Below are 24,438 nucleotides of genomic sequence, written 5' to 3'. Positions count from 1 at the left end.
TTATAAATGAAACTACAAATCCTGTCCATCTCAATAATAATTGAAATGAACAGGATCTGTTTTATTTACTTGATATCAATAACTACTTTAGATTAAGTCAGCCAATTGATTCAATCTACCATTATTCCATCATCTGTGAAGGACCACCCTTCGGCCAGTTGGTCAGAATGTTGCTATAAGTGTTCTTGCCAGAGTAAGTTACAGATGCAGGCATATTAGAGGCAGAACCAGTAGCTTCAAGAATTGTTGCCACGGCGTCTTTTCCGGCATTAATGTCGCCATATACCAAGATATCTGTATTGTTTCCTAAGTCAATCACACCTTCAATGTCGAACAGGCCACCAGCCTTGGAAGTTGCATCACCTACAGTAACAGTAGTACCAGTTACCACGCTCTTAGTTGCTGTTTTAGAAGCTACATACCATGTTTTGCTGACGTTAACTGTTTCATTACTTAATTGAGCTTCACCGTTTACAGTAAAGTTGTTCTTTACAGTAAGATTCTTAATGCCATTATTATAGGTTAAGGTTGTTAAACCAGCACCTTCAGTTACAATTTTACCATTTACAACTAAATCATTGTCAACAGTTAAGTTAGTCCAAACAATGGTAGTACCCTTCTCATCAGATTTGAAGTTTAAGGTATTATTCTCTTCTACTTCTACAGCCGGCAAAGTAATATTTGTGCCCTTGAAGTAAGTTGTTTTATTACCACCTACTGCAACTATATATTTCTTGATAGTTTCAGATGCATTAGCATAATTCGTAAAGTCATAAACTTTATCACCTACTTCAACAAAGCGCACAACAGTAGTCGGTTTGTATACACTGAGTAATGCATCGTTAAAGCGTTTGCCTGGGTCATTTACATCACAAATGTATTCACCACCTTTAAACTGAGAGAGCTTACCTGTTACTTGACTAGATACACGATCATAAATCGTACCCTTGTTATAGCCAGTTCCATCAAAGAAAAACTCTCCTTCGATTGTGAGTTCTGCATTAGCCTCATTGTTCAAAGCACCTGTTGAAGAAACTGCTAATTTGGCATCATCTTCAGTATTACTTTGATTACCAGCATAGAATATGGTCATACCTTTCTTATTTGTAATAGAACCATTCAGCAGAGTCTGGGCTTTAGCAGTAGTTCCTCTACGATCGCAACGTCCGAAAGTAACCTGACCTTCGTTAATGATAGTTCCGTTTACAGTAGAAGTCTTTCCTTCAACGTCGAAGCTTAACCAACCGTCTTTCGTGTAGTGTGCAGCTGCTGTAGGAACAACACCTTCTTCATGTCCCAAGACTTTAATATTGGCGTTCTTACCAACTGTAGCTTGACCAATAACCAAACGGCCACCGACTGCATTGCAGCAACCTGCAGACTCAACGATTACATCGCAATCAAGAACAGGTTCATTCATGGTTGCTGCATTAAAAAGTGATGTTGGATTAACAATGAATCGAGGATTGGTTAAACCTGATTGACCTGCAAGATTTGTTTTATTACCTCCCTTAATAATTAATGCATCACCTTCTTCACCAACAATGGTGTAACCACCACGGATAGCAATAGCCGGCTGTTCAGGATCGCTTATTTCGATTTGACCCAATACGCGAACAGTTTTACTGCTAGCCTTTGCCAAATCTTTATTGCAGGATGTACCAACGTTATTAGTTGCTGCTCTGAATGAAGCTTCATCTGTAGCATAAACCTTGTCAAAAGTAAGATTCTTGGTATCTACTTCAACAACTGTCCAACCTTGGCCAACAGACTTGATTGTAGTCGTACCGGCTACTTTATATTCAGCTGTTAAGTTGGCATCATTTGTCATCAAGACTGTTAAATCATCAACTTTTGTAGGCAACACAGGGATAACAACATCTACGTAATTATCTTTTCCTGGTGCCAATCCTTTGTTTTCAACATTGAAAACTTTAGCAACAATAGTTTTGCTGGTTTCAGTCGGTTCACCGTAGTAGAAGTTTTCACCATACATTGCCTTCTTATTGTTGGCAGCTTTGATAGCGGCAGCACTTAAGTTCTGTTTCAAGATGAACTGCTCGTTTTTCGAATAAAGGGTGATAGTATTAATTGGTTTTTCTAATCCTTTCTCAGCAGAATTTGTTAAACGAACCACTACACCACCTGACAGAATGCCGGTCGTAAAAGATTGAGCATCTACGCCACCGTCCATATTTGCCGTATAACCTACACTAAATGCATACTTAGACATGGCAGCCCATGTATATAAATCATGTTGTACCTGGCCATTTTCTTTAGGCTTGCCCTGTAAGTTTGTCAAACTTATAGTCTTAGGAGAAACAGCTTGTACAGGACCATTATAGAATTCATCAGAATAGGGGAAATAAACGATGTATTCACCTTGGTAAATAGTACCTAATTTAGACTTAAAGAAACCGGTACCAAAGTTCAATTTGGTATTTGCAAAATCTCCACTTACATCAGTCTTCCTATAAAAATTATCGTTACCTTTAGTTACTTCTGGAGTAATTAGCAAATCATTATCTTCAGCCTTACCTTTAGTTTCCCACGTTGCAGCTTTACTGCCTAATCCCGGAATAAACTGGCCGTTTTTGATAGTCGGTGTACTCTCACATGCATCATATTTAGGAAGAGTTTCACCATCATATAACCATCCTTGATGTTCAAACTTATAGTTTGTAAATACTCGGTAATCAGTAGTCTGTAATGCTGAATACTCAGGATTGGTATTGTTTACACCTGTCCAGCAAAGGCCCAATGTTGCAGGTGCTGTAGCAGAGCCATTAGTGGGATTTACGGCATTAGGTACCCAGACAAATTTTCCATTCTGATCGTAAGCACGCGTTTCTGCATCACCCTTTGTAGCTGCGATTGCAAAATTCTCACTCAATTCAACCAACAGGCCTTTGTCGTCACGAATAGCATTACTGCTTTCGGAAACAAAGTCGTCATTGGTACAAGCAGCAAGGGCAGATACCATTGCCGCAGTAAATAATAGATGTTTTGTTTTCATTATTTGTTTAATTAATTTAGTAAATTTTTTACTTTGACATCACAAGGTATTACAATGGAGGCAAATCTTCTCCTTGCCCACTTCCTGCGAATCCTTTTTCTACCTTAACCTCCAGAACTTCCACTTCCGGAGCTACATAAAACTTTTCCATTTCCATAATTTAAATTTTTAATTGTTAGTAAATAAATTAATGTTTATTAGTATTTCGTTCTCGTTTTTGTTCAGTTGTCGTTGCATGTGGTGCGACATACCTTATTATAAATTTAACTCTTTTTAGCGTATCGCACGCTGTATATTGCTAAGCCATGAAAATTATCGTAAGTCCTTTCTTTTTGTATCGAGCCATGCTCTATATATAATAAGGTGTAAATTCCAACCTCTTTTTGCTGTTTGATTTAGCTTCGGATTTATTCGTTTATTACACACTAATCAGCTGTATATCTGCACATTAGAATACTATACAACAGCGCATAATTCAGGCTGCAAAGTAACTAACTTATTTCCTAAATAGGTTTCGATGGTATTTTGTTGATAATCAGTAGAATATAATTATGTAGAAAGAGATTCTAGTAAGTGTGTTGTAGAAAAAATAGATTTGAGCCAATGAGTAAGTGTTTAATATTCAAAGCATTCTATTTTTACTGAAAGAAATAGAAATAGTGCAGAACTGTATCTGACACCACTTTCCGATACCAGTAAAGAAGAACGTAAAGTATTCATTATCTGTGAGGATAAGTACTAAAAAGAAGGGTAATATAATGTGATTGACACTTCAAATTAACACCAATACCTAAAAGGATGTAAGGATATAGGATGAAGAGTTCGTTTGTTTGCAGACTCTCTATCGGAATGATAGCTAAAAAGAAGAATGTAGTAATATTCTTTGCATAGCCTAACTGGTTGGACTTATAAATTTAGGGAGGGGTAACAGGAGTAAACGATGTTATTGGACAGTTACCATTCAATGCTTTGATGAATGTATTTGTGATGAACCTTGTTCTCCTTTTTAGTTTCTCAGTAGAGAGATTTGCAGAATATCCGGCTTGATATTTATATAATGAAAAGAGTAGATTCTCCAATCTGGCCGGGCATCTTGAAAAGAAGAGAAATGTCGATAGGCAGAAGGTGATATCAATGGCTTTGTCGGGTCTTTAACTGCGTTTGTACATGGTGTGTACATCTGTTTTTTATTTTAAATCATTGATTATTAGATTGTTTACGACTTGCTTGATGTACATCAAGTATCCTTGGTGTCTTGTGCTTTATACCCTATTTTTGCCACCGAAAATTGCTACTGCATACATGGCTTGTGAACAACACTTGCACGGCTCGCGAACAACACTTGTACGGCTCGCGAGCGACACTTGCACGGCTCACGAGCGACACTTGCACGGCTCAAACCACTTACAGACATCGTAAAACAGGGACAAACAAGGGCATGGAAAACATACTAATTAACCATTATACGTTATGTGATTTTTTATGAAAGAGAGAGTTTTGTTATTGATCCTGTTTGTATGCCTGGGAGCGGGAATGCTTCGGGCACAAACTAAGCAGGTGACGGGTATTGTCACCTCGGCCGAGGACGGACAACCGGTAATCGGCGCTTCGGTATTGGTGAAAGGAACTTCGCAAGGGTCTATTACCAATGTGGAAGGAAAATTTCAGTTGGACGGCGTATCTGCATCAGCACAGACGCTGGTCGTTTCGTTTGTGGGCATGAAGACGCGCGAAGTGCCTGTAAGTGAGTATGTAGAAGTGGTTTTGGAAAGCGATCAGCAAGTACTGGACGAAGTACTTGTCACCGTGGCCTATGGCACCGCCAAACGTTCGTCGCTGACGGGAGCTATCTCGTCCGTCGACCAGAAACAGATTGAAATGCGTCCTACGTCGAGCGTCACTTCGGCACTCGAAGGAAGCACTTCGGGAGTGCAAATCAACAGCACGTACGGCGCACCGGGCAGTACGCCCGACATCCGCATCCGAGGCATCGGAACGGTGAACGGCTCCAGTTCGCCCCTCTATGTGGTGGATGGAGTACCCTTCAGCGGAAGCATTGCCGACATCAATCCTGCTGATATTGAAAGCCTTTCGGTGCTAAAGGACGCTGCTTCGTGCGCCCTCTATGGTAACCGTGCTTCGAATGGAGTCATTCTGATTACCACCAAACGGGGCACAGCTGGCAAACTGAGTTTCGAGCTGAAAGTCAATCAGGGTATTTACTCGCGGGGCATCAAGGAATATGCCCGCACCGATGTCCGCCAGTTTATGGAAGCCAGTTGGCAAAACCTGCGCAATGCACGTATTTCGGCTGGCGACGATCCGGCCAAAGCAGCACGCTATGCCAGCGAAAACCTGATCAGCGAGCAACTTTACCTGAATATTTTCAATAAACCCGATAAGGAACTGTTTGACGCATCGGGCCGTCTGGCCGAAGGCGTACAGATGCTTCCCGGCTATGCCGACGACCTTGATTGGTATAAAGCAGCCATTCGCAACGGTTACCGTCAGGAGTATATGTTCAGCGGAAACGCTGCCGGCGAAAAGAGCGACTATTACTTCTCACTGGGCTATCTGGACGAAGAAGGCTATGTGCGCAATTCAAGTTTCGACCGCCTTTCGGCACGCGTATCGGTTAATCTGAATCCGGTAGAATGGCTTAAAGCTGGTGTTAACCTGTCGGGCAGCCATCAGAATTCGAAGATTACCACAGGCGACGAAGGTGCCTCTTTTACAAACGCCTTTATGTATTGCCGTCAGATAGCCCCCATCTATCCCGTACATCTGCACAACCCTGACGGCTCCTACCGCCTGGTCAATGGTCAGCGCCAGTACGATCCCGGTTATTATACCAACGAGCAGGATGTGGAAATAGCCACACGCAATCAGTACCAGGACCGTCATGTGGTATGGGAAAACGAGCTGGACAAGAATCAGACAGTACGCAATACCCTGCAGGGCATCGCCTATATGGATGTCAAGTTCCTGCGCGACTTTACTTTCACCGTAAAAGGGGACATGAGTCTGAGCCATTCGGAAAACAGTTCGTACGATAATGCCATCATCGGTAACGGAAAAGGCAGTAACGGACGTGCCAAGCGTAAATCTTATCGTTACAAGAGCTACACCTTCCAGCAGCAACTGAAGTGGACTCACCTTTTCGGCGCGCATCTGTTCGATGTGCTGGTGGCTCACGAAAATTTCTCGTATAACTACGATTATACTTATGGCTTCAAGACGTCGCAGATATTCCCCGACCGTCCCAACTACAGTAACTTTACCGAAATCACCAGTCTCGATGGTTACGAAAACAATTATCGTACAGAGAGTTACTTGGGACGCATTCGCTATAACTTCCGCGACCGCTACAACCTGGAAGTATCCTTCCGTCGCGATGGTTCCTCACGTTTCCATCCCGATAACCGTTGGGGTAACTTCGGCAGTGTGGGAGCCAACTGGATAATCAGCGAAGAAGACTTTATGAAAGACGTACGCTGGGTGAACGACCTAAAGCTGCGTGCCAACTACGGTCAGGTAGGTAACGATGCAGGAGCCGGCTACTATGGCTACATGAGCCTTTATTCGGTAGCGCAGAATGCTCACAAAGGAGCCCTTTTCCTGAGTCAGAACGACTCTTACGACCTGAAGTGGGAGACGGGCGAGGCCTATGGTGTGGCTGTCGAGACACGTTTGTTCGACCGTTGGAACCTGAGCGTAGAGTACTTTGACAAGCGAAACAAAGACCTGTTGTTCGACATTTATCTACCCCTTTCGGCAGGAGCCACTTCTTCGACAGCAGCCGAAGCTACCGTGACACGCAATCTGGGTACTATCTCCAACCTTGGTGTTGAGATCAATACTGATGTTGACGTCTTCCGTAACAAGAACTGGACCGTTAACCTGGCTGCCAATGCCACCTTCCTGAAGAACGAGATTGTGAAACTGCCCGACCAGAACAAGGACGGTATCATATCGGGTGCATACAAGATTGTGGAAGGTCGCAGCCGTTACGAGTTCTACACTTATACGTTCGAAGGAGTAGACCAATTGACCGGTAATTCCCTCTACAAAGCCAATCTGGAGGACTATTACGTCAAACTGTCCGACGGTACTATACTGGGTAACAAGCAGACCGGTACTGACATTACCAGCAAGGTAACTGTGATAAACGGAGTGCCTTATGTCACCAACACCACTTACGGTCAGCGCGAATTTCACGGTTCAGCTCTGCCTACCGTATATGGCAGCTTCACGGGTACGGTCAGCTACAAGTCGCTCACGCTTTCCGCCCTCTTCACCTATTCGTTGGGAGGTAAGACGATGGATAGCGTTTACCAGTCGCTGATGAGTACTGGTACCAGCCCCAGCAACTACCACTCCGACATCATGAAATCGTGGACACAAGCTCCCGAAGGCATGGACGAAAATTCGCCCAACCGTATTCGGAAAGACGGTATACCGCAGATCAACAGCATGTTGAGTTCGGACAACAACGCCGTTTCTTCCCGCTGGCTTACTTCGGCCGACTATCTGGTAGTGAAGAATCTGACCCTGTCTTACCGCTTGCCGCAGGCTTGGGTCGATCATATCGGCCTGCAGGCTGTAGGGTTGAACGTGACTTGTGAAAATCTCTGGACCTTTACCGCCCGTCAGGGTATGAATCCTCAGCAGTCGTTCTCCGGCGGACAAGGTAACTACCTGGTAACGCCGCGTATCTTCTCGGTAGGAGTAAGTGTGAAACTTTAATAATGTATATTCATTACACAGAAGATGAGTTAAGGAGTCGGGCCTTTACATCCTTGATTGATAATTTCTTATTGCTTTTTGAAAACAGCCGGCTTGACTTCTTAACCTTCTTCAGATAAAAAAACATATACGATATGAAACTGAAAAATATTCTCTGCATATCCGTAGCTTCGGCCCTGCTTACCGCTTGTTCGGCCGACTACCTCGACACGTTGCCCCAGTCGTCTACCGATACGGGCACCGTCTTCGAAACGACCGAAAATGCCCGTATGGCCGTCAACGGTCTTTGCCTGATGATGACCCAACAGTACCTGGGTCAGCAAGGAGTCAACGGCGAAGGTACTATCAAAACCTGGTATGGCAACTATCCGGGCAACGACTTCCAGAAGTGTAACCTGACGGGCTGGGCCAACATCATCAACGCTACCTATATGGAGCGCAGTACTTCGCTCTATTGCTACTATCCCTGGTTCTATTATTATAAGCTGATAGGCAATGCCAACCGCATCATTGTCAACATAGGCAATGCTGCCGGTACAGATGCCGAACGCGACTTTATCCGCGCACAGGCACTCACCATACGGGCTTACTCGTATCTGATGCTCAGCCAGCTCTATTGCCACCGCTGGGCCGACAGTAATCAGGGAGCTTCGCGTGGACTACCATTGAGGCTCGATACGTCCGACGGCGATCTGCCAGCATCAACCCTGGCACAGGTTTATCAGCAGATATACACCGATCTCGATGCCGCTATCGACGCTTATACCCGCAGCAAGCTGACGCGCGACCGTGGCGACAACCATAGTCCTGACCTTGCGGTAGCTTATGCTGTCTATGCCCGTGCTGCTCTGACGCGTGAAGACTGGGCTTCGGCTGCCAAGTATGCTCCACTGGCCCGTAAAGACTATCCGCTGATGAGCAATGCCGACTATGTGGATGGCGGCTTCAGCACCCCCAACAGTGAGTGGATATGGAGTAGCTACAGTGCTCCCGACCAGACACTTTACTATTTTTCTTTCTTTGCTTTCCAGGGCAGTAATTCCAGTGCCAGCATTTGCCGTGCATACCCTTGTGCCATCAGTAAAGAGCTCTACGACCGCATCCCCGAAACCGATGTACGCCGTAACATGTTCCTTGCTCCCCGCGAGGGCGATGTTTACAATACAGCCAACGGCAGCGCCACCAGCGGACCTATGCTGGAACGTGCCCGCAAGGAGTATGCCGACAAAATCTACTCTACCAGCCAGATATTTGCCTATATGCAATTCAAGTTTCTTTGTACAAGTCAGCCCGGAGTGGGACAACTCAACCATTTCCGTTCGGCAGAAATGTATCTGATTGAAGCCGAGGCCAATTGCCATCTGGGAGGAAAAGATAAAGAGACACAAGCCCTTCTGCAAGCCTTGATAAAGGACAGTGGCCGCAATCCGCAATACACCTGCGACAAAAGCGGTGACCAATTACTCGAAGAGGTGAAACTTTATCGCCGCATTGAGCTTTGGGGCGAAGGCTTCGACTGGTTCGACCATAAGCGCTGGCGTCAGCCGGTAGTGCGCCATGCCTATCCCGAAGGCAGCTTCCATGCTCAGTTTGCCATAACTCTGAAGCCCGAAGACAGCAACAACTGGACGTGGGTCTATCCGGCCAAAGAAGTGGACTACAACGGGGCGCTGGACAGCTACATCGAATAAATCTTATACTTTAACCAATTCATATTCTTTACCTACAATTCTCTCTGAAGTCTGTTCGGGAGGCTCGGTTTCTTCGGAGGCCGTTGCCTCCCGGCTTTCGTTGTATATAGGGCATCCGGACATCTTTTCTCAATAAAATCATTGTCAGGTTAATAACTTTATTAATTTCTTTCATTATTTTTAGGTAAGTTAGGATGCGTTTCAGCAAAAAAAATCAAGCAAGCTTGTTTTTTCTGTATTCGACTTTCACTATCTTTGTTTGCAATAAAACAGAGAATATCATGGAAATACCTGCTGACTATATACGACGTATCGAAATCCACGGCCTGTGGCACCGTTACGACATTGCCTGGGACCTTCGTCCCGATGTCAATATCCTTTCGGGCATCAACGGTGTAGGGAAAACGACCATCCTGAACCGTTCGGTAGGCTATCTGGAGCAAACCTCCGGAGCCATGAAGACGGACGAAAAGAATGGAGTGCGCGTCATTTTCGACAATCCCGAAGCTACCTACATTCCTTACGACGTCATCCGCAGCTACGACCGCCCGCTCATCATGGGCGACTTCACCGCACGGATGGCCGACCCGAATGTGAGGTCTGAACTCGACTGGCAACTGTATCTGCTGCAACGCCGCTACCTGGACTATCAGGTAAATGTGGGCAATAAGATGATCGAACTGCTGAGCAGTGACAACGAGCAGCAGCGCAACCAGGCTTCCCTCCTGTCGGTGCCCAAACGTAAGTTTCAGGACCTGATAGACGAACTGTTCAGCTATACCCGAAAGAAGATCGACCGTAAAAGCAATGAAATCGTGTTCTATCAGGACGGCGAACGACTTTTGCCTTACAAGCTGTCTTCCGGCGAGAAACAGATGCTGGTCATCCTGCTGACGGTATTGGTGCGCGGAGGCAGCCATTGTGTGCTGTTCATGGACGAGCCCGAAGCTTCGTTGCACGTAGAGTGGCAACAGAAACTCATCGGAATGATCCGTGCGCTGAATCCCAACGTACAACTGATTCTTACCACCCATTCGCCTGCCGTCATCATGGAAGGCTGGCTGGATGCCGTGACCGAAGTGAGCGAGATATCTACCGAAACCCATCAAAACAGTTGAGACCGTGGCTACTTCGTTACGACATAATCTGACTTCCGCTTATCTGGATGCAGCCACGCGGCTTTCGCCTAAAAAGAAACGCCGCCGCATTGTGGCCTATGTCGAAAGTTACGATGATGTAGCTTTCTGGCGTACCCTGCTTTCGGAGTTCGAGGACGATGAACACTATTTCCAGGTGATGTTGCCCTCGCAAACGTCTTTGTCGAAAGGGAAAAAGATGGTGCTGCTCAATACGCTCAATGCCGACGAACTGGGTCGGAGCCTGATAGCCTGCGTAGACAGCGATTACGACTTCCTGATGCAAGGCAATACGGCTGTGTCGCGCCGTATCAATAAGAATCCGTTTGTGCTGCAAACCTATGTTTATGCCATCGAGAACTACCTGTGCTATGCCGAGAGTTTGCACGAAGTCTGTGTGCAGGCCACGCTGAACGACCGTGTGCTGATCGACTTTCCCGAGTTTCTGAAGCGCTATTCACGCATTGCTTACCCGCTGTTCTTGTGGAATATCTGGTTTTATCGTCAACACGATACCAAAACATTTCCGATGCACGAGTTCAACCAGTGTGTACGCATTCAGGACGTTACGTTACACCAGCCTTACCGTTGTTTGGACGAAATGAGGCAACGTGTAGACAAGAAACTGAGCGAACTGGGCACCCGTTTTCCGCAACTCATCGAGCAGGTTGATGCGTTGCGCGAAGAACTGGAGCCTTTGGGCGTAACTCCCGACACCACTTACCTTTATATACAAGGACATCACATTATGGACAATGTCGTGATGAGGCTGCTTACTCCGGTTTGTACCCAGCTCCGTCGCGAACGCGAGAAAGAGATCAAGCGGCTGGCACGTCACGACGAACAGTTCCGCAACGAACTGACCAGTTATGAGAACAGTCAGGCCGCTGTGCAACTGATGTTGAAAAAGAACGAAGGTTACAAGTCACTCTGGCACTACCAGTGGATGCGCGAGGACGTGGAAAGGATATTGGCGACCTCACCCTTCTGATTTTCCTAACTCCTTTAACTTAAACAAAATGGATTTACTGAATAATATTGATAAATTGCTGGTAAGCTGGGGCATGAATTCGCAGACGGCCGACTGGCTGGATCAGTTCATTGCTTTTGCCCTGGTGCTGATATTGGCTTTTGCTGCCGATCTGATTTGCCGTAAGGTGTTGCTCAGAGCCATTGCCCGCCTAGTTGCAAAGACCAAAGCAACGTGGGACGATATTCTGTTCAACCGTAACGTAATGGTCTACCTGAGCCACATGGTGGCACCTGTTGTCATCTATCTGTTCATACCGATCGCTTTTGCACAAACCGATTCGGTGACTTTAAGTTTCATCCGGCGTTTGTGCTTCATTTATATTATATTTGCTTTCTTGCTGTTTATCAACTCTTTCCTGAAAGCTGCCTATGCAGTATACAGCGAGAAAGAGTCCATGCGCGACCGTCCGCTAAAAGGCTTGCTTCAGACGTTGCAGGTATCTTTATGGTCCATCGGTATCATTATCGTGGTAGCCGAACTGTTGGGTAAGTCGCCTTTCTCACTGTTGGCAGGTCTGGGTGCGTCGGCAGCCATTCTGATGCTGGTGTTCAAGGACAGTATCATGGGCTTTGTCAGCGGTGTGCAACTTTCGGCCAACGACATGCTGAAGGTAGGCGACTGGATTACCATGCCCAAGTACGGTGCCGACGGCATAGTCATCGAGGTGACATTAAATACAGTAAAGGTTCGTAATTTTGATAATACCATCACTACCATACCGCCCTACCTGCTGGTGAGCGACTCTTTCCAGAACTGGCGCGGCATGCGCGAGAGCGGCGGGCGACGGGTGAAACGAAGCATCAACATCGACATGACCAGCGTACGCTTCTGTACTCCCGAAATGCTCGAAAAGTATCGTAAGATTCAGCTGTTGAAAGACTACATCGAACAGACCGAAGCTGTAGTCGAAGCATATAACAAGGAGAACGGCATCGACAACGAAGTGTTGGTAAACGGTCGCCGGCAGACCAATCTCGGTGTGTTCCGTGCTTATCTGACTGCCTATCTGAAGAGTCTCCCTGTAGTAAACACCGAACTGAACTGCATGGTACGCCATTTGCAGCCTACCGACCACGGCTTGCCTGTCGAACTTTATTTCTTTTCCACCATCAAGGATTGGATTCCTTACGAGGGCGTACAGGCCGATGTATTCGACCACGTGTTGGCTATCATTCCCGAATTCGACTTGCGTGTCTTCCAGTCTCCTTCCGGAGCAGATTTGCGCCGGCTGACGGAAAGCAACGATCGTGTACTTGAAAGAAGTTAAAGAAGTTATAGAAGTTATCGCCCGTTAGGCGGGCTTAGGAGTTAAAGGCCAATAGACCGAGAAATGAGGAATCAGTCATTTACCGTTAACCGTTACATAACTATCGGCTTTAACTTCTAACGGAGCGGAGCGAAGTGATAACTTCCCTAACTTCTTTAACTTCTTAATTTCTTAACTCATTTGATTATTCTGAACAGCGGCAGCAATATCCTTCTGATCGGCTTCAGCTTATACCACAAAGCCCCGCGCTTCAGCCATCGGCTGTCGGTACAGTCCTGCACACTGCCGTCGGGACGATAGATGTAGCGCAACAGTCCCAGTACCTCGCTACGCTTCACACGCTCTATCCGGTACAGATTGCCGTCGCCCAGCATCAGACATTCGTCGCCTTCACGTCCGATGTAGCGATGTACCATGTACTTCCCTTCCCACTGGTAGAAAGGGCAGCACCAGGCAGGCAGTTCGCCGTCGGCAGGCAGTGGATCAATCTCTACCACATCTTTCCCGCCGATGATGAAGGGGAACATGCTTTGTCCGTCGATGCGTACTTTTACCCTCTTTCCCTGTCGCAGTACTTCGGCGGCTTCGGCCAGAAAATCGTTGGCTACAACCAGTTTCCTCATACTCCGAAGATGGTTTTACACGACAGGTGGGCAGCTTCGGCATTGGGCAGGCAAGCCAGGTGGTAAACCGGTACCTTGACCAGTATGTCGTTCAGTATCTGACTGATGCAATCGTACAGTTTCTCGTCGTAAGCAAAGTCGGGCGGGCACGAGGGGTGAAGTGCAGCATAGGCCTGCATCACCTTCAGTTTCTTTATTTCGTTGTAAGGAGCCTGCGACAGGCGCACACAGCCCACCAGTTCGTACGAGTTCGTCTTGTAGCACGGTGTCTTTCCGCTCCACGGACTGCCATATACGTAGGGAATTCCGTTGTGTATGCGCACGATGGGGCTATCGTCGTTCAGCAGTGTAGCACCTTCAATATTTTCGCGCCACAGGCGGGTGTGGGTGCTCTTTCCGGTACCGCTTTCGCCCAGGAAGATGACAGCTTTGTCGTGGAAGACAATGGTGCTGGTGTGGATAGCCACAGCCTTCTGGGGAGCAATCAGCACACCGAAAGCAATCCAGCAGGCAAAACGCAGCAGACTGACATCGAGGTTACCGCTGAAATAGGCGGTACGTGATCCTTCGGCTATCCAGACTGTGAGTGTCTGATCGCTACCGATATAGGTTGTTTCGAATATATATCCTTTTTCGTAACGCCCGAAACGGTTGTGTGTCAGTACCGGATCGTTACGGTATAGCTCGGCAGTAAAGGCAGGAGCCTTTTCTTCGCTCCATACGAAGCGGAAATTAGGTTCGGCAGTCGAGTCGATAGCAAATACACCGAATCCGCCGATGTTAGCCACAGCCTTCACCAGTGGCTCACCTTCCATACGCAGGCGAAACCCTGCAATCATATAGTCTTGTTCCATAATTAAATATGTATTGTTTTCATTTCCAAATCTATATACCCTCAAGCTTAAACCCTCAGCTCTAAACTCTGAATCCACCTTCATCACGCTCCTTCCCTCTCTTTCGGAGAGGGGTCGGGGGTGAGGTCCCATATCCTATCGCACACCCGCAGCGATGTCTCCCTGTGGGCAATGATAATCATGGTCAGTTCACGGCACTGTTCGGACAGTTCCTCCAGTGCGCGGTTTATCTCGCTTTCCGTGCGGCTGTCCAAGGCCGACGTGGCTTCGTCGAAGAACAGCACTTCCGCCTCTTTGTACAAGGCACGGGCTATGCCGATGCGTTGCTTCTGTCCGCCCGACAAGCGACTGCCATATTCACCTAGCGGTGTGTCCAGTCCTTGCGGAAGCGTCTCCAGCCAGTCTTTCAGGCGTACCTGTTCCAGTACTTCCATCACCCGCTGACGGTCGGGAGAGGGATGTCCCAAGGCAACGTTGTCGAGCAGCGAACCTTCTACAATGAAGATTTCCTGCGGCACGTAGCCTACCAGTTTGTGCCAGCGGTTGCGGTTGGCAGTTGTCAGCCGGCGCCCGTCTACCAATATTTCGCCTTCGGTCGGTGTTAGGAAACCCAATAGCAGATTGAACAGTGTCGATTTGCCCGATCCGCTGGGGCCGCGTATACCGATGCGTTCGCCCCGGTGGATGGTCAGGTTCAGGTGATTGAACAGCTGTTCTCCGTCGGGGAAAGCAAATCCCAAGTCTTTCAGTTCCAGTGTGTGCTTGAAGGTAAAGGGCTGTTCGCTGCTGTCATCAGCCGTTTGGCTTTCGGTCAGTCCTTCAGTCACCACCTGTATCGAGTGCGAAGCGTTCTGCAGAGTCACCCAACTGTTCAGGATGCTGCGCATGGCAGGAATCAGACGAAACGCCGCTACGGCAAACACACCGCTCACGATACTCAGGTCACCACGTCCGGCTCCTATCAGCAGGGCTATACCTACTACGATGGCGGCTTCACTCAAAAACTGCGGAAACAGCTGATAGCGTTCCATGCGCTGACGGCTGTGTACGATGCTGTCCATGCCTTGGTCGAACGAGGCAAGCGAGGTGCCGAATGCCTGAGCTATCTCCAGTTCGGCATAGCCGCGGAAAGCTTCTACCACCGTACGGCTCTGCTTACGGCGTGCTTCCAGTTCCTCCTGGCCGTACTTGCGCAGACGACGGCGCACGGCTACCGTGTAGATCAGTGACAACGGTACGAAGGCGGCGCACAGCAACAGCCCGGCCAGCGGCTCCCATATCACGAGGGCAGCCATCATGAACAGGATGAGCACGGCATCGCCCACAATGCGGAACAGCGGGGCAAGCACACACAGGCAGAAGGTGTAGCACACGTAGTTCACCTCGTGCCCAAGCTGCACACTGCTTTTACTCTTTAGGAACAGCAGCCCGCGCCGGTAGTAGTTGACAAACATGCGCCGGCTGAAGTCGCGATATATTTCCAGTTGAAAGGTGCTTTCCACCCGTGCCAGGGCTACTACCAGTGCATTCTTCAGTACCACAAAGCCCATCACAGCTCCGCAAAGCAGCAACATCTCGCCTCGCGAACCTCCGGGGCGCAATACAGCCAGCAACAACGGTATCAGTGCGGCCACACCTGCAAAGTCGAGTACAGCGCGCACCAGTACGGCCAGTGCCACGCGCCAACTGCGGCGGCGGGCCTGCGGGGGAAGCAGAGAAATGATTTCCTTTACCATATCGGTGGGCAAAGGTAGTGCAGCCGTGCGGTTTATGCAAATTTGGCAGGATTTTTTTACAGGGAAAATGGAGGGAAAGGAAAGGGGAGGATTTTTGCCTAGTTAGGGAGGATTTTTTTCCTAACTGGGGAAAAATATTTTGGTAACTGGGGAGGAAATTTTTGGTAACTAGGGAGAAATAGAGCTGATATATTGAAAAAAGGTCGGAAACCTTTTGGAAGTTCCCGACCTTATTTTTTATAAAAGATAACTATTTATTCAGACCATTGTCCTTTCAATGTACCCTTATCACCATTTTTAATTTCTCCATAAGCCCAAACTTTATTCAGCAAATCTACTGTTCCAAGATTTTCATGGATATAGAACCAAGTAGGACCATAAGCTTTATTCAACGTAGGATCTTTTATTGCATTTACCATGTAGATGGGTGTACTTGCTTTATCATCTTTTTTATGTAAAGCTGTATTCGCGCCATCTACATTATCTTTATATGGTTCAAAGATCGTTTTAGCACTTTGATTACTATCTTGACTTCCATCATAGAAAGTATAATATTTTTTACCATATTTAACAATCATGCCAACGAATTCAGTTCCAAATAATTTACCAATTTCAATAACTTGACCTGAAGTCAGAATTGTTGCAAGATTATTTATAGTTGAGCCATTAGTCCAATCGCTTGGTAAACTAGCAGAAATAGATACGCGTGCACCCTCATTTCCTGTATTTGTAATTCTATCAAACTTAGCAATGATGCTCTTCGCAAATTTATATTCTTTGCTATTAACATCGAATGCTTTTACAGCTGGCTGACTCAGTTTTCCGCGGTTGATCAATTGGCCATTATTTGCTACCAAAACAGAAAGCTTATTGGCTTCTGCTACTGTACTATTATTTGTATCAATCCATCCATAATTATTCAGAGTACCAGCAACATTCAGCATATAGTCCTTATTGTTAAAAGCAGCATACTTGATAAGCAATTTTACGTCTTTAGTAATATCAACCTGTTTTCCTTCATTTACTACCATGGAAGTTACGTTAAGCGTAGCACTACCGCTGATAGGTTGAATAGTTGTATTAGTTCCTTCAATAGACAAATTAGCAATATCCAGATTGTTAGCAACATTTAATTTAACATTGTCTTTCAAAACAATCTCTTTCTTGTAGTTGAGTTGTTTAGAAGATACGTTAGTCAATTTCAGGTCAGTAGCAACATATACCTTATTGATAACATCCCAAGCTGTATACTTATTAGACTCGCCTGCATACTTATCTTTTTGGGCTAAAACAGCTTCATATTGGCTTTGAGACTTGATTGTTGTTTCAATAGTACCTTCACCTTTCAAAGATTCCAACTTATTCCATTCCTTGTAGTATGTATACATACAGTAGTTCTCAGGTTCTTCAATGACAATACGTCCACTGTTGGTGTAACTATTTGCTTTTAATTGAATTAATGCATATTTGTCACCTTTCAGTGTGATAACACCCTTGTTTGTACCACCATTGTTAACTACCAGCTCACCATTTGTATTGATAATAGCATTATTATTCAGTGTTGTAACATTGATAGTACCACCAAAATAGTTTTTGGTAACATCTGCTGCACCTGTTTCTACAGTTCCATTATTAGTTAATGATGTTAAGGTTACTGTTCCAGACTTGTCGCGACCTTCACCTGTTGCAGGATTTACTTTCAAAGCAGCACCTTCTGCATTAGTGAGAGCTTTAGCCGTCAGTTTACCAGAAACTTCAACATTGCCTAAGTTGTTAGCTTTTGCAGAATTAATAGTAACTTCTGCTACGACATTGTCTTTTTCTGCGTTAATCAACAAATCACCTATTGTAGTGTACTCACCTTTATTTACGATAAGTTTAGCAGTCGGGCACAATGTCACATTGTTAGTAGTGTTACTTGTAGTACCATTCAGTGTTGCTATTGCGTCCCCCTGGATATCCATCTTTCCATTTACAGAAACTTTAGCTGCATTCATTGTCAGAGTAGCACCCATTCCAAGTGTTACGTCGTAAGCAGAAGCATCCTCAGTATCTGCATCTACAATAACTTTCTTACCTTCTGAAATATCCAATTTTGCATTTTCAGAAGAAGTCATCGACTGCATGACAACGTTTTGATCAGCATTGACTGTACCGTTGTTGATCAATTTAAGGGTTTCGATATCTTTTGCAAAACTTAAAGTAGTATTTTGGGCAACCTCCAAGGTTGGAACATTTTTACCATCTTCACCAAGGAAAGTCTTTTCAGGATTCAACTTAAATGCGCCACCTTCCAAAGTGATAGTCTTCTCGCCAACAATTTGCAGCTTATATTCAGGCAGTGAATTGACCTTAATATCACCATTCAAATTGATTCGCGGAGTCTTGTTGTTGAATATTTGGCTGTGATTCTCAATGAAGTTAAGAGCATATTGCCATTCAGCTTCAGTTGCTACATCAATACCCTTTTCGTTGTACGCATAAAAATCAATGTTGCTATCATCAGCCTTGATATACAACATATCGTTGAAGCGATTAGGAGCATCACGTCTGAACTGAACTGATTTATTTTCTTTACCAAGGAAGAATGTAGCCTTACCTTCAGAAGTATAAACTTCGAGCTTTAATACACCTGTACCTGTCTTTTTTGTATTATTCAAAGTATATTCTTCAGTTCCCTGATTATAAGTACCACTAGGAACTGGGATATATAATACAAATTCATCGCCTTCTTTGTTGTAAGTGTATGGTTCATTTAATTCATAAATCAACTTTTTAGTAGCAGACTTAGTATCATTTTCAAGAATCGCTAATGATTGGTCTTTAGTATAGCTCACACCATTAAGATCGAAAGAATGTTTCAGTGTATATGAGTCTTGCTTTAATATGTCACGAATAACTTTTGCACTTACGCCAATATTTTCATCATCTTGTACTAATGAACCATTTGAAGTTGTTGCAATACTAAGGTTATCTATTGCCATATCATGTTGAATAGCAGCAATTGTTTGAGGATTAACTGTAAATTCCGTATAGAAATTATCATCCTTACCAAGAGTACTAAGTTCAACTTTGGCAATATTCAAATGTCCCCAATATTCAGTTGTACTGGTACTTTTAAATTCTCCACCCAACTTAATACGAATATATGAGTATGCACTTGTAAATGCCACAGGAAGTTTATCGTCTTTAGCAGCCATTTCATTGCCGTCGAAAGGTATAGCTACCTGGTGCAGTGGAGAGAAGAAGAAGTTATAGTTGTCTCCTAACTCTACAATTCCCTCATTCCCAAACTTCAAATTCTTAATACGATTATTTTCATCACCCAATTTATGACCTATTTTGTTACGATCTGCTGTGGTAATGTAAGGACGATAAAACATATAAGAGCCAACTGTCACGGGACTTGCAGTTTTAAATACAGCCTCCTTGGTTACATCACCATTATTATCAGCACGAGTAAATGCGTAATTTGTTTGATACTTGCCATTAGTGACGTTACCTGTGCTATAATCTTCAAACAAGCCAGCACCTAACACATCATCTTTTTCCCAGTACCAATCCAGACTCCACTTACCATTTTCTTTATCAGTGGCTCCACCAATCATTCTGGTATTTGCTTCATCCATTTCTGGAAGTTCAGCACCCAGTACGAGGTTTACAGTCGGACGACCATTATTATCCACACTTATCGGCTTATTTTCAAACAGCTCATCATTAGAGCAAGCTGCAAGCAAAGCCATCAACCCTATTGAGGGCAAGAAAATTTTTTTATTCATATGCTTGTTCTTAGTTTAACATCTTTTGTTCATATTAACAAAACTATTTCTTTAGAGTCCTTCTCCTTCATCACCGCCAGAACCACCAGCGGAGAAATCATATCCTCTTTCTACTTCCACCTCCAGAACTTCCACTTCCGGAGCTACATAAAACTTTTCCATTTCCATAATTTTAGTTTTTAATTGTTAGTAAATAAATTAATGTTTATTAGTATTTCGTTCTCGTTTTTCGTTTAGTTATCGTTGCATGTGGTGCGACATACCTTATTATAAAATTAAGTTTCTTTAGCGTATCGCACGCTGTATATTGTTAAGCCATGAAAATTATCGTAAGTTCTTTCTTCTTGTATCGAGCCATGCTCTATATATAATAAGGTGTAAATTCCAACCTCTTTTTGCTGTTTGATTTATCTTCGGATTTATTCGTTTATATTATGCTAATTATCTGTATTTCTGTATATTAACATGCTATACAACAGCACATAATTCAGGCTGCAAAGTAACTAACTTATTTCCTAAATAGGTTTCGATGGTATTTTGTTGATAATCAGCATAATACGGATCAAAGAAAAGAACCTAAACGAAACAACGTGTGCATGTGGTGCAATTAAGGGAATTACTGTAATCTATTTACAATTAGCGAATTAATACATTTCGCATTATAGGGCTTGATCAATCAAAAGCTTAGTTAACACCACTACATGACACCGGACAGTAGGAGTATAAAACATTGATTTTAAGTATAAATAGAAGAGGAAAAAGTTGTGGATACGGTGGTGTTGACACCTATAATTGATACTTTTGGATAAAAAGGTGTAAGAATATGAGAGAGGAAATTTCTATTTTCTGATTGATGGTTGGGAGGCGAGAATGTATGTTGTTGAGGGATATATTGAGGGATGAAGAGTAAAAATGATTGTTTATAAAGGTAATGAAAATAAAGAAATTAATAGAATAAAAAAGGAGCATTTAGTTATTCTATTGTTGAACTGTTAGTTAGCGAGTAGTACTAGCCGTTAATTATTCAATTGACAAACCGTTAGTTGTTTATTTGCTGAGACGATAAATAATCCTATTAGGAATAGAATGTATAGGTCTAGAGTCAAAATCCTAATTTGAATGAGAAGAAGGTGATTGTATTTGCTATTACTTTATGTTATTAAAATGAGGTATAATACTTCGTTTGGCTTCTCCTCTTCTATTGGCAATAAAAAAGGTGAAGCATAAAGCTCCACCTTCTTTATTAATTATAAACTCTTTATTGCTGTGCCGCATTACCAGTCCAGTGGTTATTGGCAGCTGTCGAGCAATCAGTGTAATTTTGAATGTTCTTGATAGTACCATTGTTGTGTACATCGCCTAAAACATTCAATGTCAATTTAGCATTGTTTCCGCCACGGAATGTACCATAATTGCTGACAATCAGATTTGCACCTTCTTCAACTGTTGCAGTAGCACCAGAAGTTGTTTCTTTCAATACAGCCAATTCGCCGTGATTGATTGAAGTAGTACCTTCGATACTTAAGCTTGTTGTGTAAATGATGCAATATTTACCTGTTGTTCCATCTAATTCAACTCCATTCAATACAACACCTTTACCGAAATAGCCTCTCTTTTCACATGTGATAGAACCACCATTCAAGTTAAATGTATCTTCGAATCTCAATGTTCCACCATTAATAACTAACTTATTGGCATCAGCTTTCTTTACATTATCGTTCAGCTGTTCCAAAGTCATATTGGAGATATTATCTTCAACGTATTCACAAGTCTGGTCATCATTATAAGTAACATCGCCCATTACTGAGTTGTTGATAGTACCATTACCTGCTGTTACATTAGTAATAGATGTTTCATCCAAGACTAAAATATAACCGTTGTTCTCTACATTATGAACAGTACCTGCATTATTAATAGTAGCACCTGTCTCGTTTACAACACTTCCAAGTGTATTTTGCTTCGTTATCATGATAGCGTTATTGCTTACAGTTATCTCACCACCATTGTAGTTCCTTATGTATGAGAAGTTGACTGTTTTACCTTCAGCTATAACCACAGTTCCATCATTATAGAAGCGACGTTGCATACCTGTTGACAAAGCATCTGCATTGATGTTCAATGTACCGTGATTATTCAATGCTTGCTGATCTACAGTCATTGCTGAATTTACATGGTCAAACTGTGATTCACCTGCAATGATCATCTCTGCTCCTACTTCATTGATAACAATATCTTTATATAATGCACCGGTCAATGTCATTGTTCCATTGTTAGCCAACTTATTATCTGCATTTGCGATAGTAGCCGTTCCATTGTTGATTACATCTCCCGTTTGTTGTTCATTAACGATATAGTTACCTGTGTTGTTAACCACACCATTTACTGTGTCAGCAGTAAAATCACCACTGTTTTCAATATTTCCTTCAACATCAGCAGCATAAACTGTACCTGCATTTGTTATCTTAGACTTGATAGTAATATCATTTGTCTTAGTGTCAAGTTTACCACTTGCAGAAACGATAATTTCGCAGTTTTCAAGTACAGTTGATGTTAATTCCTGACTCGGATCTTCAGTGTTCACCATCTTCTCTACGTCTTTTACTTGTTCGCCTTCAATATTCAACGTAGTCTTCACGAATGGATAGTTGTTATTCGGGAAGTGGAAATAAAGCTTATTGATAGCATCAGTAGGCAATCCGGCAGGTAAAGTGATATATCCATCAATATGCAAACGAATGTTAGGTTTAGCTACCAACAAGTCATAAGCAGCTTTACTCAATTCTACTCGTTTGCCAATAGTCTTCAGTGTAACATCCTTCACACCAGTATTAGCATTAGCTTGGCTCAGTACCCATTCCAATCTGTCGGTAGATGCGATTTTGAAGTCACTGATATTATAGCTTTGCAGGGCGTTGGCATCAAGAGATGCTTGGAATACTTGCGTTACACCAGGTTTCAGGAACTTTTGAGCAGCATCGCTAACTACATCATCCCAAGCTGAACCTTCCATGCCACCTTGAGTTTGAGGCTTACCCATGTCGATGCGAGCTACTAACTGTTCTCCATTACCATTTCCTGAGGTTACTTTTTCGACAAATACTAATACCTCAAAAGTTTCAGCTTTATCATGATTATAAACACCACCTGGCATTACAACACGACCAACAGCATAATCACCAGCTTCTACAATATAATTGTCACCAAACTGAATTTCATACTCATAAGTCGGTTCTGTACTCATGTCTGCCATCCAAGAAGGTAATCCGTAAACCTCAGAAGTTGGATTTATAAGCAGAGAGCTTCCGTCTGCATTAGTCGGATCGATTTTTTCATCTTCACTTTGACCATTTTCACCGATATAGCGTTGAGCATGCAACCACATATCACGAGTATGTTCCGAGAAATCTTTATTTTCCCATGTTTTATTGATAGCATCAAAATTACCAGTTTTAGGCGCTAACATCATTGTTGTAGCCATCAGGCGAGAAGTACCAGTCAAATCAATGTTATCATTGCTTTGGTTACTATTGGTACGGATAACCATTTTAGTAACTTTCAGTTTCATACCAGTCATATTGGCAATCTTAAAGCCCGGGGTTGCAAATAAAGGTACAAAATCAAAACCAATTTTGTTTACGCCTTCGTCTGTGGCTTCAACGAACTTATAGCCCAACCATTTTTGATTGTCTTTGATAGACTGCATTTGGAAATATTCACCCGTCTGAGGGTCATAGTTCTTCTGCACAGGATTTACACTCCATCCAACAAGTCCACGATGAGTAAACTTCTTATCATAAGGGAAGTAGAAGAAATAGTTACCTTCACAAACTGCTGCGTCCTCAGGTGTGTTCCATGTAGTTACACCATTTTTCGTAGTACGAATAAATGGATAATTAGTGTGTACATAATCTGTAAATTGGTAGTGCTCGATACCATCGGCCTGCTCGTCCCATGTATCCATCAACAAAGCACCAATCTTATCGCCATCAGCGAAATACCATTGCCAACCTTCACTACCCTTATCATATTCCAAACGGGTACTTGCTTCATCAAATGTTAAAGCAATCTTAGCAGTCGGCCTGTTGCTATCAACTACTGGAGCCTGTTCATTCAGAAATTCCTCGTTAGAGCAAGCGGCCAATAATGCGGTGATAGCCATAGTTGATAAAAATCTGCTTGTTTTCATTCTAGCTTTTTAATTAATTGAGTTAAAATATAGTTGTTTTTCTCTTATAGGTAATGATTACTAAATTTCATCATCTCCACCACCGAAGTTAGGATCATTGGGATTGCTATTCGAGAATCCCTTCTCTACTTCTACCTCCAGAACTTCCACTTCCGGAGCTACATAAAACTTTTCCATTTCCATAATTAATTGTTTTTAATTGTTAGTAAAATAAGTGTTATTAATATTTCATTTTATTTTTCGTTCCGAATTACCATATATAATAAGGTGTAAATTTCAACCTCTTTTTGCTGTTTAATCTATCTCAGATTTATTCGTTGACATTGCGCTAATTATCTGTATTTCTGCATATTAACATGCTATACAACAGT

General features: G+C 43.6%; 12 protein-coding genes. 5 read left to right on the top strand and 7 right to left on the bottom strand.

Features of this window, described 5'->3' with window-relative positions; all coding sequences use genetic code 11:
- Positions 1 to 121: 121 nt before the first annotated feature.
- Positions 122 to 3,016 carry a hypothetical protein gene (locus tag Q3C19_RS16105; protein ID WP_302730680.1) on the bottom strand — a complete coding sequence of 965 codons (2,895 nt, stop codon included), beginning with the start codon at positions 3,014 to 3,016 and terminating at the stop codon, positions 122 to 124.
- Positions 3,017 to 4,498: 1,482 nt separating this feature from the next.
- Between Q3C19_RS16105 and Q3C19_RS16100 the strand changes: the two genes are divergently transcribed.
- The 5 genes from Q3C19_RS16100 (at position 4,499) to Q3C19_RS16080 (ending at position 12,889) form a co-directional block, all read left to right on the top strand.
- Complete coding sequence (locus Q3C19_RS16100; protein ID WP_302730678.1) at positions 4,499 to 7,762, top strand: TonB-dependent receptor; 3,264 nt, start codon at positions 4,499 to 4,501, stop codon at positions 7,760 to 7,762.
- 134 nt (positions 7,763 to 7,896) lie between these two features.
- Positions 7,897 to 9,453, top strand: a complete 1,557-nt coding sequence (locus tag Q3C19_RS16095) for a RagB/SusD family nutrient uptake outer membrane protein (protein ID WP_022163732.1) — start codon at positions 7,897 to 7,899, stop codon at positions 9,451 to 9,453.
- A 281-nt stretch (positions 9,454 to 9,734) separates the two neighbouring features.
- A complete protein-coding gene (locus Q3C19_RS16090) occupies positions 9,735 to 10,571 on the top strand; it encodes an AAA family ATPase (RefSeq protein WP_071150826.1) in 837 nt (278 codons plus the stop codon).
- Positions 10,572 to 10,575: 4 nt separating this feature from the next.
- Positions 10,576 to 11,580, top strand: a complete 1,005-nt coding sequence (locus tag Q3C19_RS16085) for a DUF4435 domain-containing protein (protein ID WP_277123032.1) — start codon at positions 10,576 to 10,578, stop codon at positions 11,578 to 11,580.
- Between the two features lie 28 nt (positions 11,581 to 11,608).
- On the top strand, positions 11,609 to 12,889 hold the full coding sequence (locus Q3C19_RS16080) for a mechanosensitive ion channel family protein (RefSeq protein WP_302730674.1): 1,281 nt from the start codon (positions 11,609 to 11,611) through the stop codon (positions 12,887 to 12,889).
- A 176-nt stretch (positions 12,890 to 13,065) separates the two neighbouring features.
- Here the strand turns inward: Q3C19_RS16080 and Q3C19_RS16075 are convergent, their stop codons facing one another.
- The 6 genes from Q3C19_RS16075 to Q3C19_RS16050 form a co-directional block, all read right to left on the bottom strand.
- On the bottom strand, positions 13,066 to 13,512 hold the full coding sequence (locus tag Q3C19_RS16075; protein WP_302730672.1) for a hypothetical protein: 447 nt from the start codon (positions 13,510 to 13,512) through the stop codon (positions 13,066 to 13,068).
- Positions 13,509 to 14,366: a hypothetical protein gene (locus Q3C19_RS16070; RefSeq protein ID WP_302730670.1), complete on the bottom strand. Its 858-nt coding sequence runs from the start codon at positions 14,364 to 14,366 to the stop codon at positions 13,509 to 13,511. Before Q3C19_RS16070 ends, Q3C19_RS16075 begins: the two co-directional genes overlap by 4 nt.
- A gap of 83 nt (positions 14,367 to 14,449) precedes the next feature.
- The gene (locus tag Q3C19_RS16065) at positions 14,450 to 16,102 is read right to left on the bottom strand and encodes an ABC transporter ATP-binding protein (RefSeq protein ID WP_302730668.1); all 1,653 of its coding nucleotides are present in this window, start codon (positions 16,100 to 16,102) and stop codon (positions 14,450 to 14,452) included.
- Positions 16,103 to 16,356: 254 nt separating this feature from the next.
- Positions 16,357 to 19,881, bottom strand: a complete 3,525-nt coding sequence (locus Q3C19_RS16060; protein WP_302730666.1) for a hypothetical protein — start codon at positions 19,879 to 19,881, stop codon at positions 16,357 to 16,359.
- 1,258 nt (positions 19,882 to 21,139) lie between these two features.
- A complete protein-coding gene (locus Q3C19_RS16055; RefSeq protein ID WP_302730664.1) occupies positions 21,140 to 24,067 on the bottom strand; it encodes a hypothetical protein in 2,928 nt (975 codons plus the stop codon).
- A 60-nt stretch (positions 24,068 to 24,127) separates the two neighbouring features.
- Complete coding sequence (locus Q3C19_RS16050; RefSeq protein ID WP_277123041.1) at positions 24,128 to 24,250, bottom strand: hypothetical protein; 123 nt, start codon at positions 24,248 to 24,250, stop codon at positions 24,128 to 24,130.
- Between the last annotated feature and the right edge of the window lie 188 nt (positions 24,251 to 24,438).

This window comes from Bacteroides sp. ET489, from assembly GCF_030518095.1.
In the GTDB taxonomy this organism is placed as follows: domain Bacteria; phylum Bacteroidota; class Bacteroidia; order Bacteroidales; family Bacteroidaceae; genus Bacteroides; species Bacteroides ndongoniae.
The sequence above is the reverse complement of the archived record's forward strand: the minus strand, read 5'-3'. Positions and strand labels throughout refer to the sequence as shown.

What these genes read in the sequence shown, in the direction of transcription:
- Q3C19_RS16105 (WP_302730680.1), bottom strand. Translation starts at nt 3,016, where the DNA reads ATGAAAACAAAACATCTATTATTTACTGCGGCAATGGTATCTGCCCTT.
- Q3C19_RS16100 (WP_302730678.1), top strand. Translation starts at nt 4,499, where the DNA reads ATGAAAGAGAGAGTTTTGTTATTGATCCTGTTTGTATGCCTGGGAGCG.
- Q3C19_RS16080 (WP_302730674.1), top strand. Translation starts at nt 11,609, where the DNA reads ATGGATTTACTGAATAATATTGATAAATTGCTGGTAAGCTGGGGCATG.
- Q3C19_RS16090 (WP_071150826.1), top strand. Translation starts at nt 9,735, where the DNA reads ATGGAAATACCTGCTGACTATATACGACGTATCGAAATCCACGGCCTG.
- Q3C19_RS16055 (WP_302730664.1), bottom strand. Translation starts at nt 24,067, where the DNA reads ATGAAAACAAGCAGATTTTTATCAACTATGGCTATCACCGCATTATTG.
- Q3C19_RS16065 (WP_302730668.1), bottom strand. Translation starts at nt 16,102, where the DNA reads ATGGTAAAGGAAATCATTTCTCTGCTTCCCCCGCAGGCCCGCCGCCGC.
- Q3C19_RS16075 (WP_302730672.1), bottom strand. Translation starts at nt 13,512, where the DNA reads ATGAGGAAACTGGTTGTAGCCAACGATTTTCTGGCCGAAGCCGCCGAA.
- Q3C19_RS16070 (WP_302730670.1), bottom strand. Translation starts at nt 14,366, where the DNA reads ATGGAACAAGACTATATGATTGCAGGGTTTCGCCTGCGTATGGAAGGT.
- Q3C19_RS16050 (WP_277123041.1), bottom strand. Translation starts at nt 24,250, where the DNA reads ATGGAAATGGAAAAGTTTTATGTAGCTCCGGAAGTGGAAGTTCTGGAG.
- Q3C19_RS16095 (WP_022163732.1), top strand. Translation starts at nt 7,897, where the DNA reads ATGAAACTGAAAAATATTCTCTGCATATCCGTAGCTTCGGCCCTGCTT.
- Q3C19_RS16060 (WP_302730666.1), bottom strand. Translation starts at nt 19,881, where the DNA reads ATGAATAAAAAAATTTTCTTGCCCTCAATAGGGTTGATGGCTTTGCTT.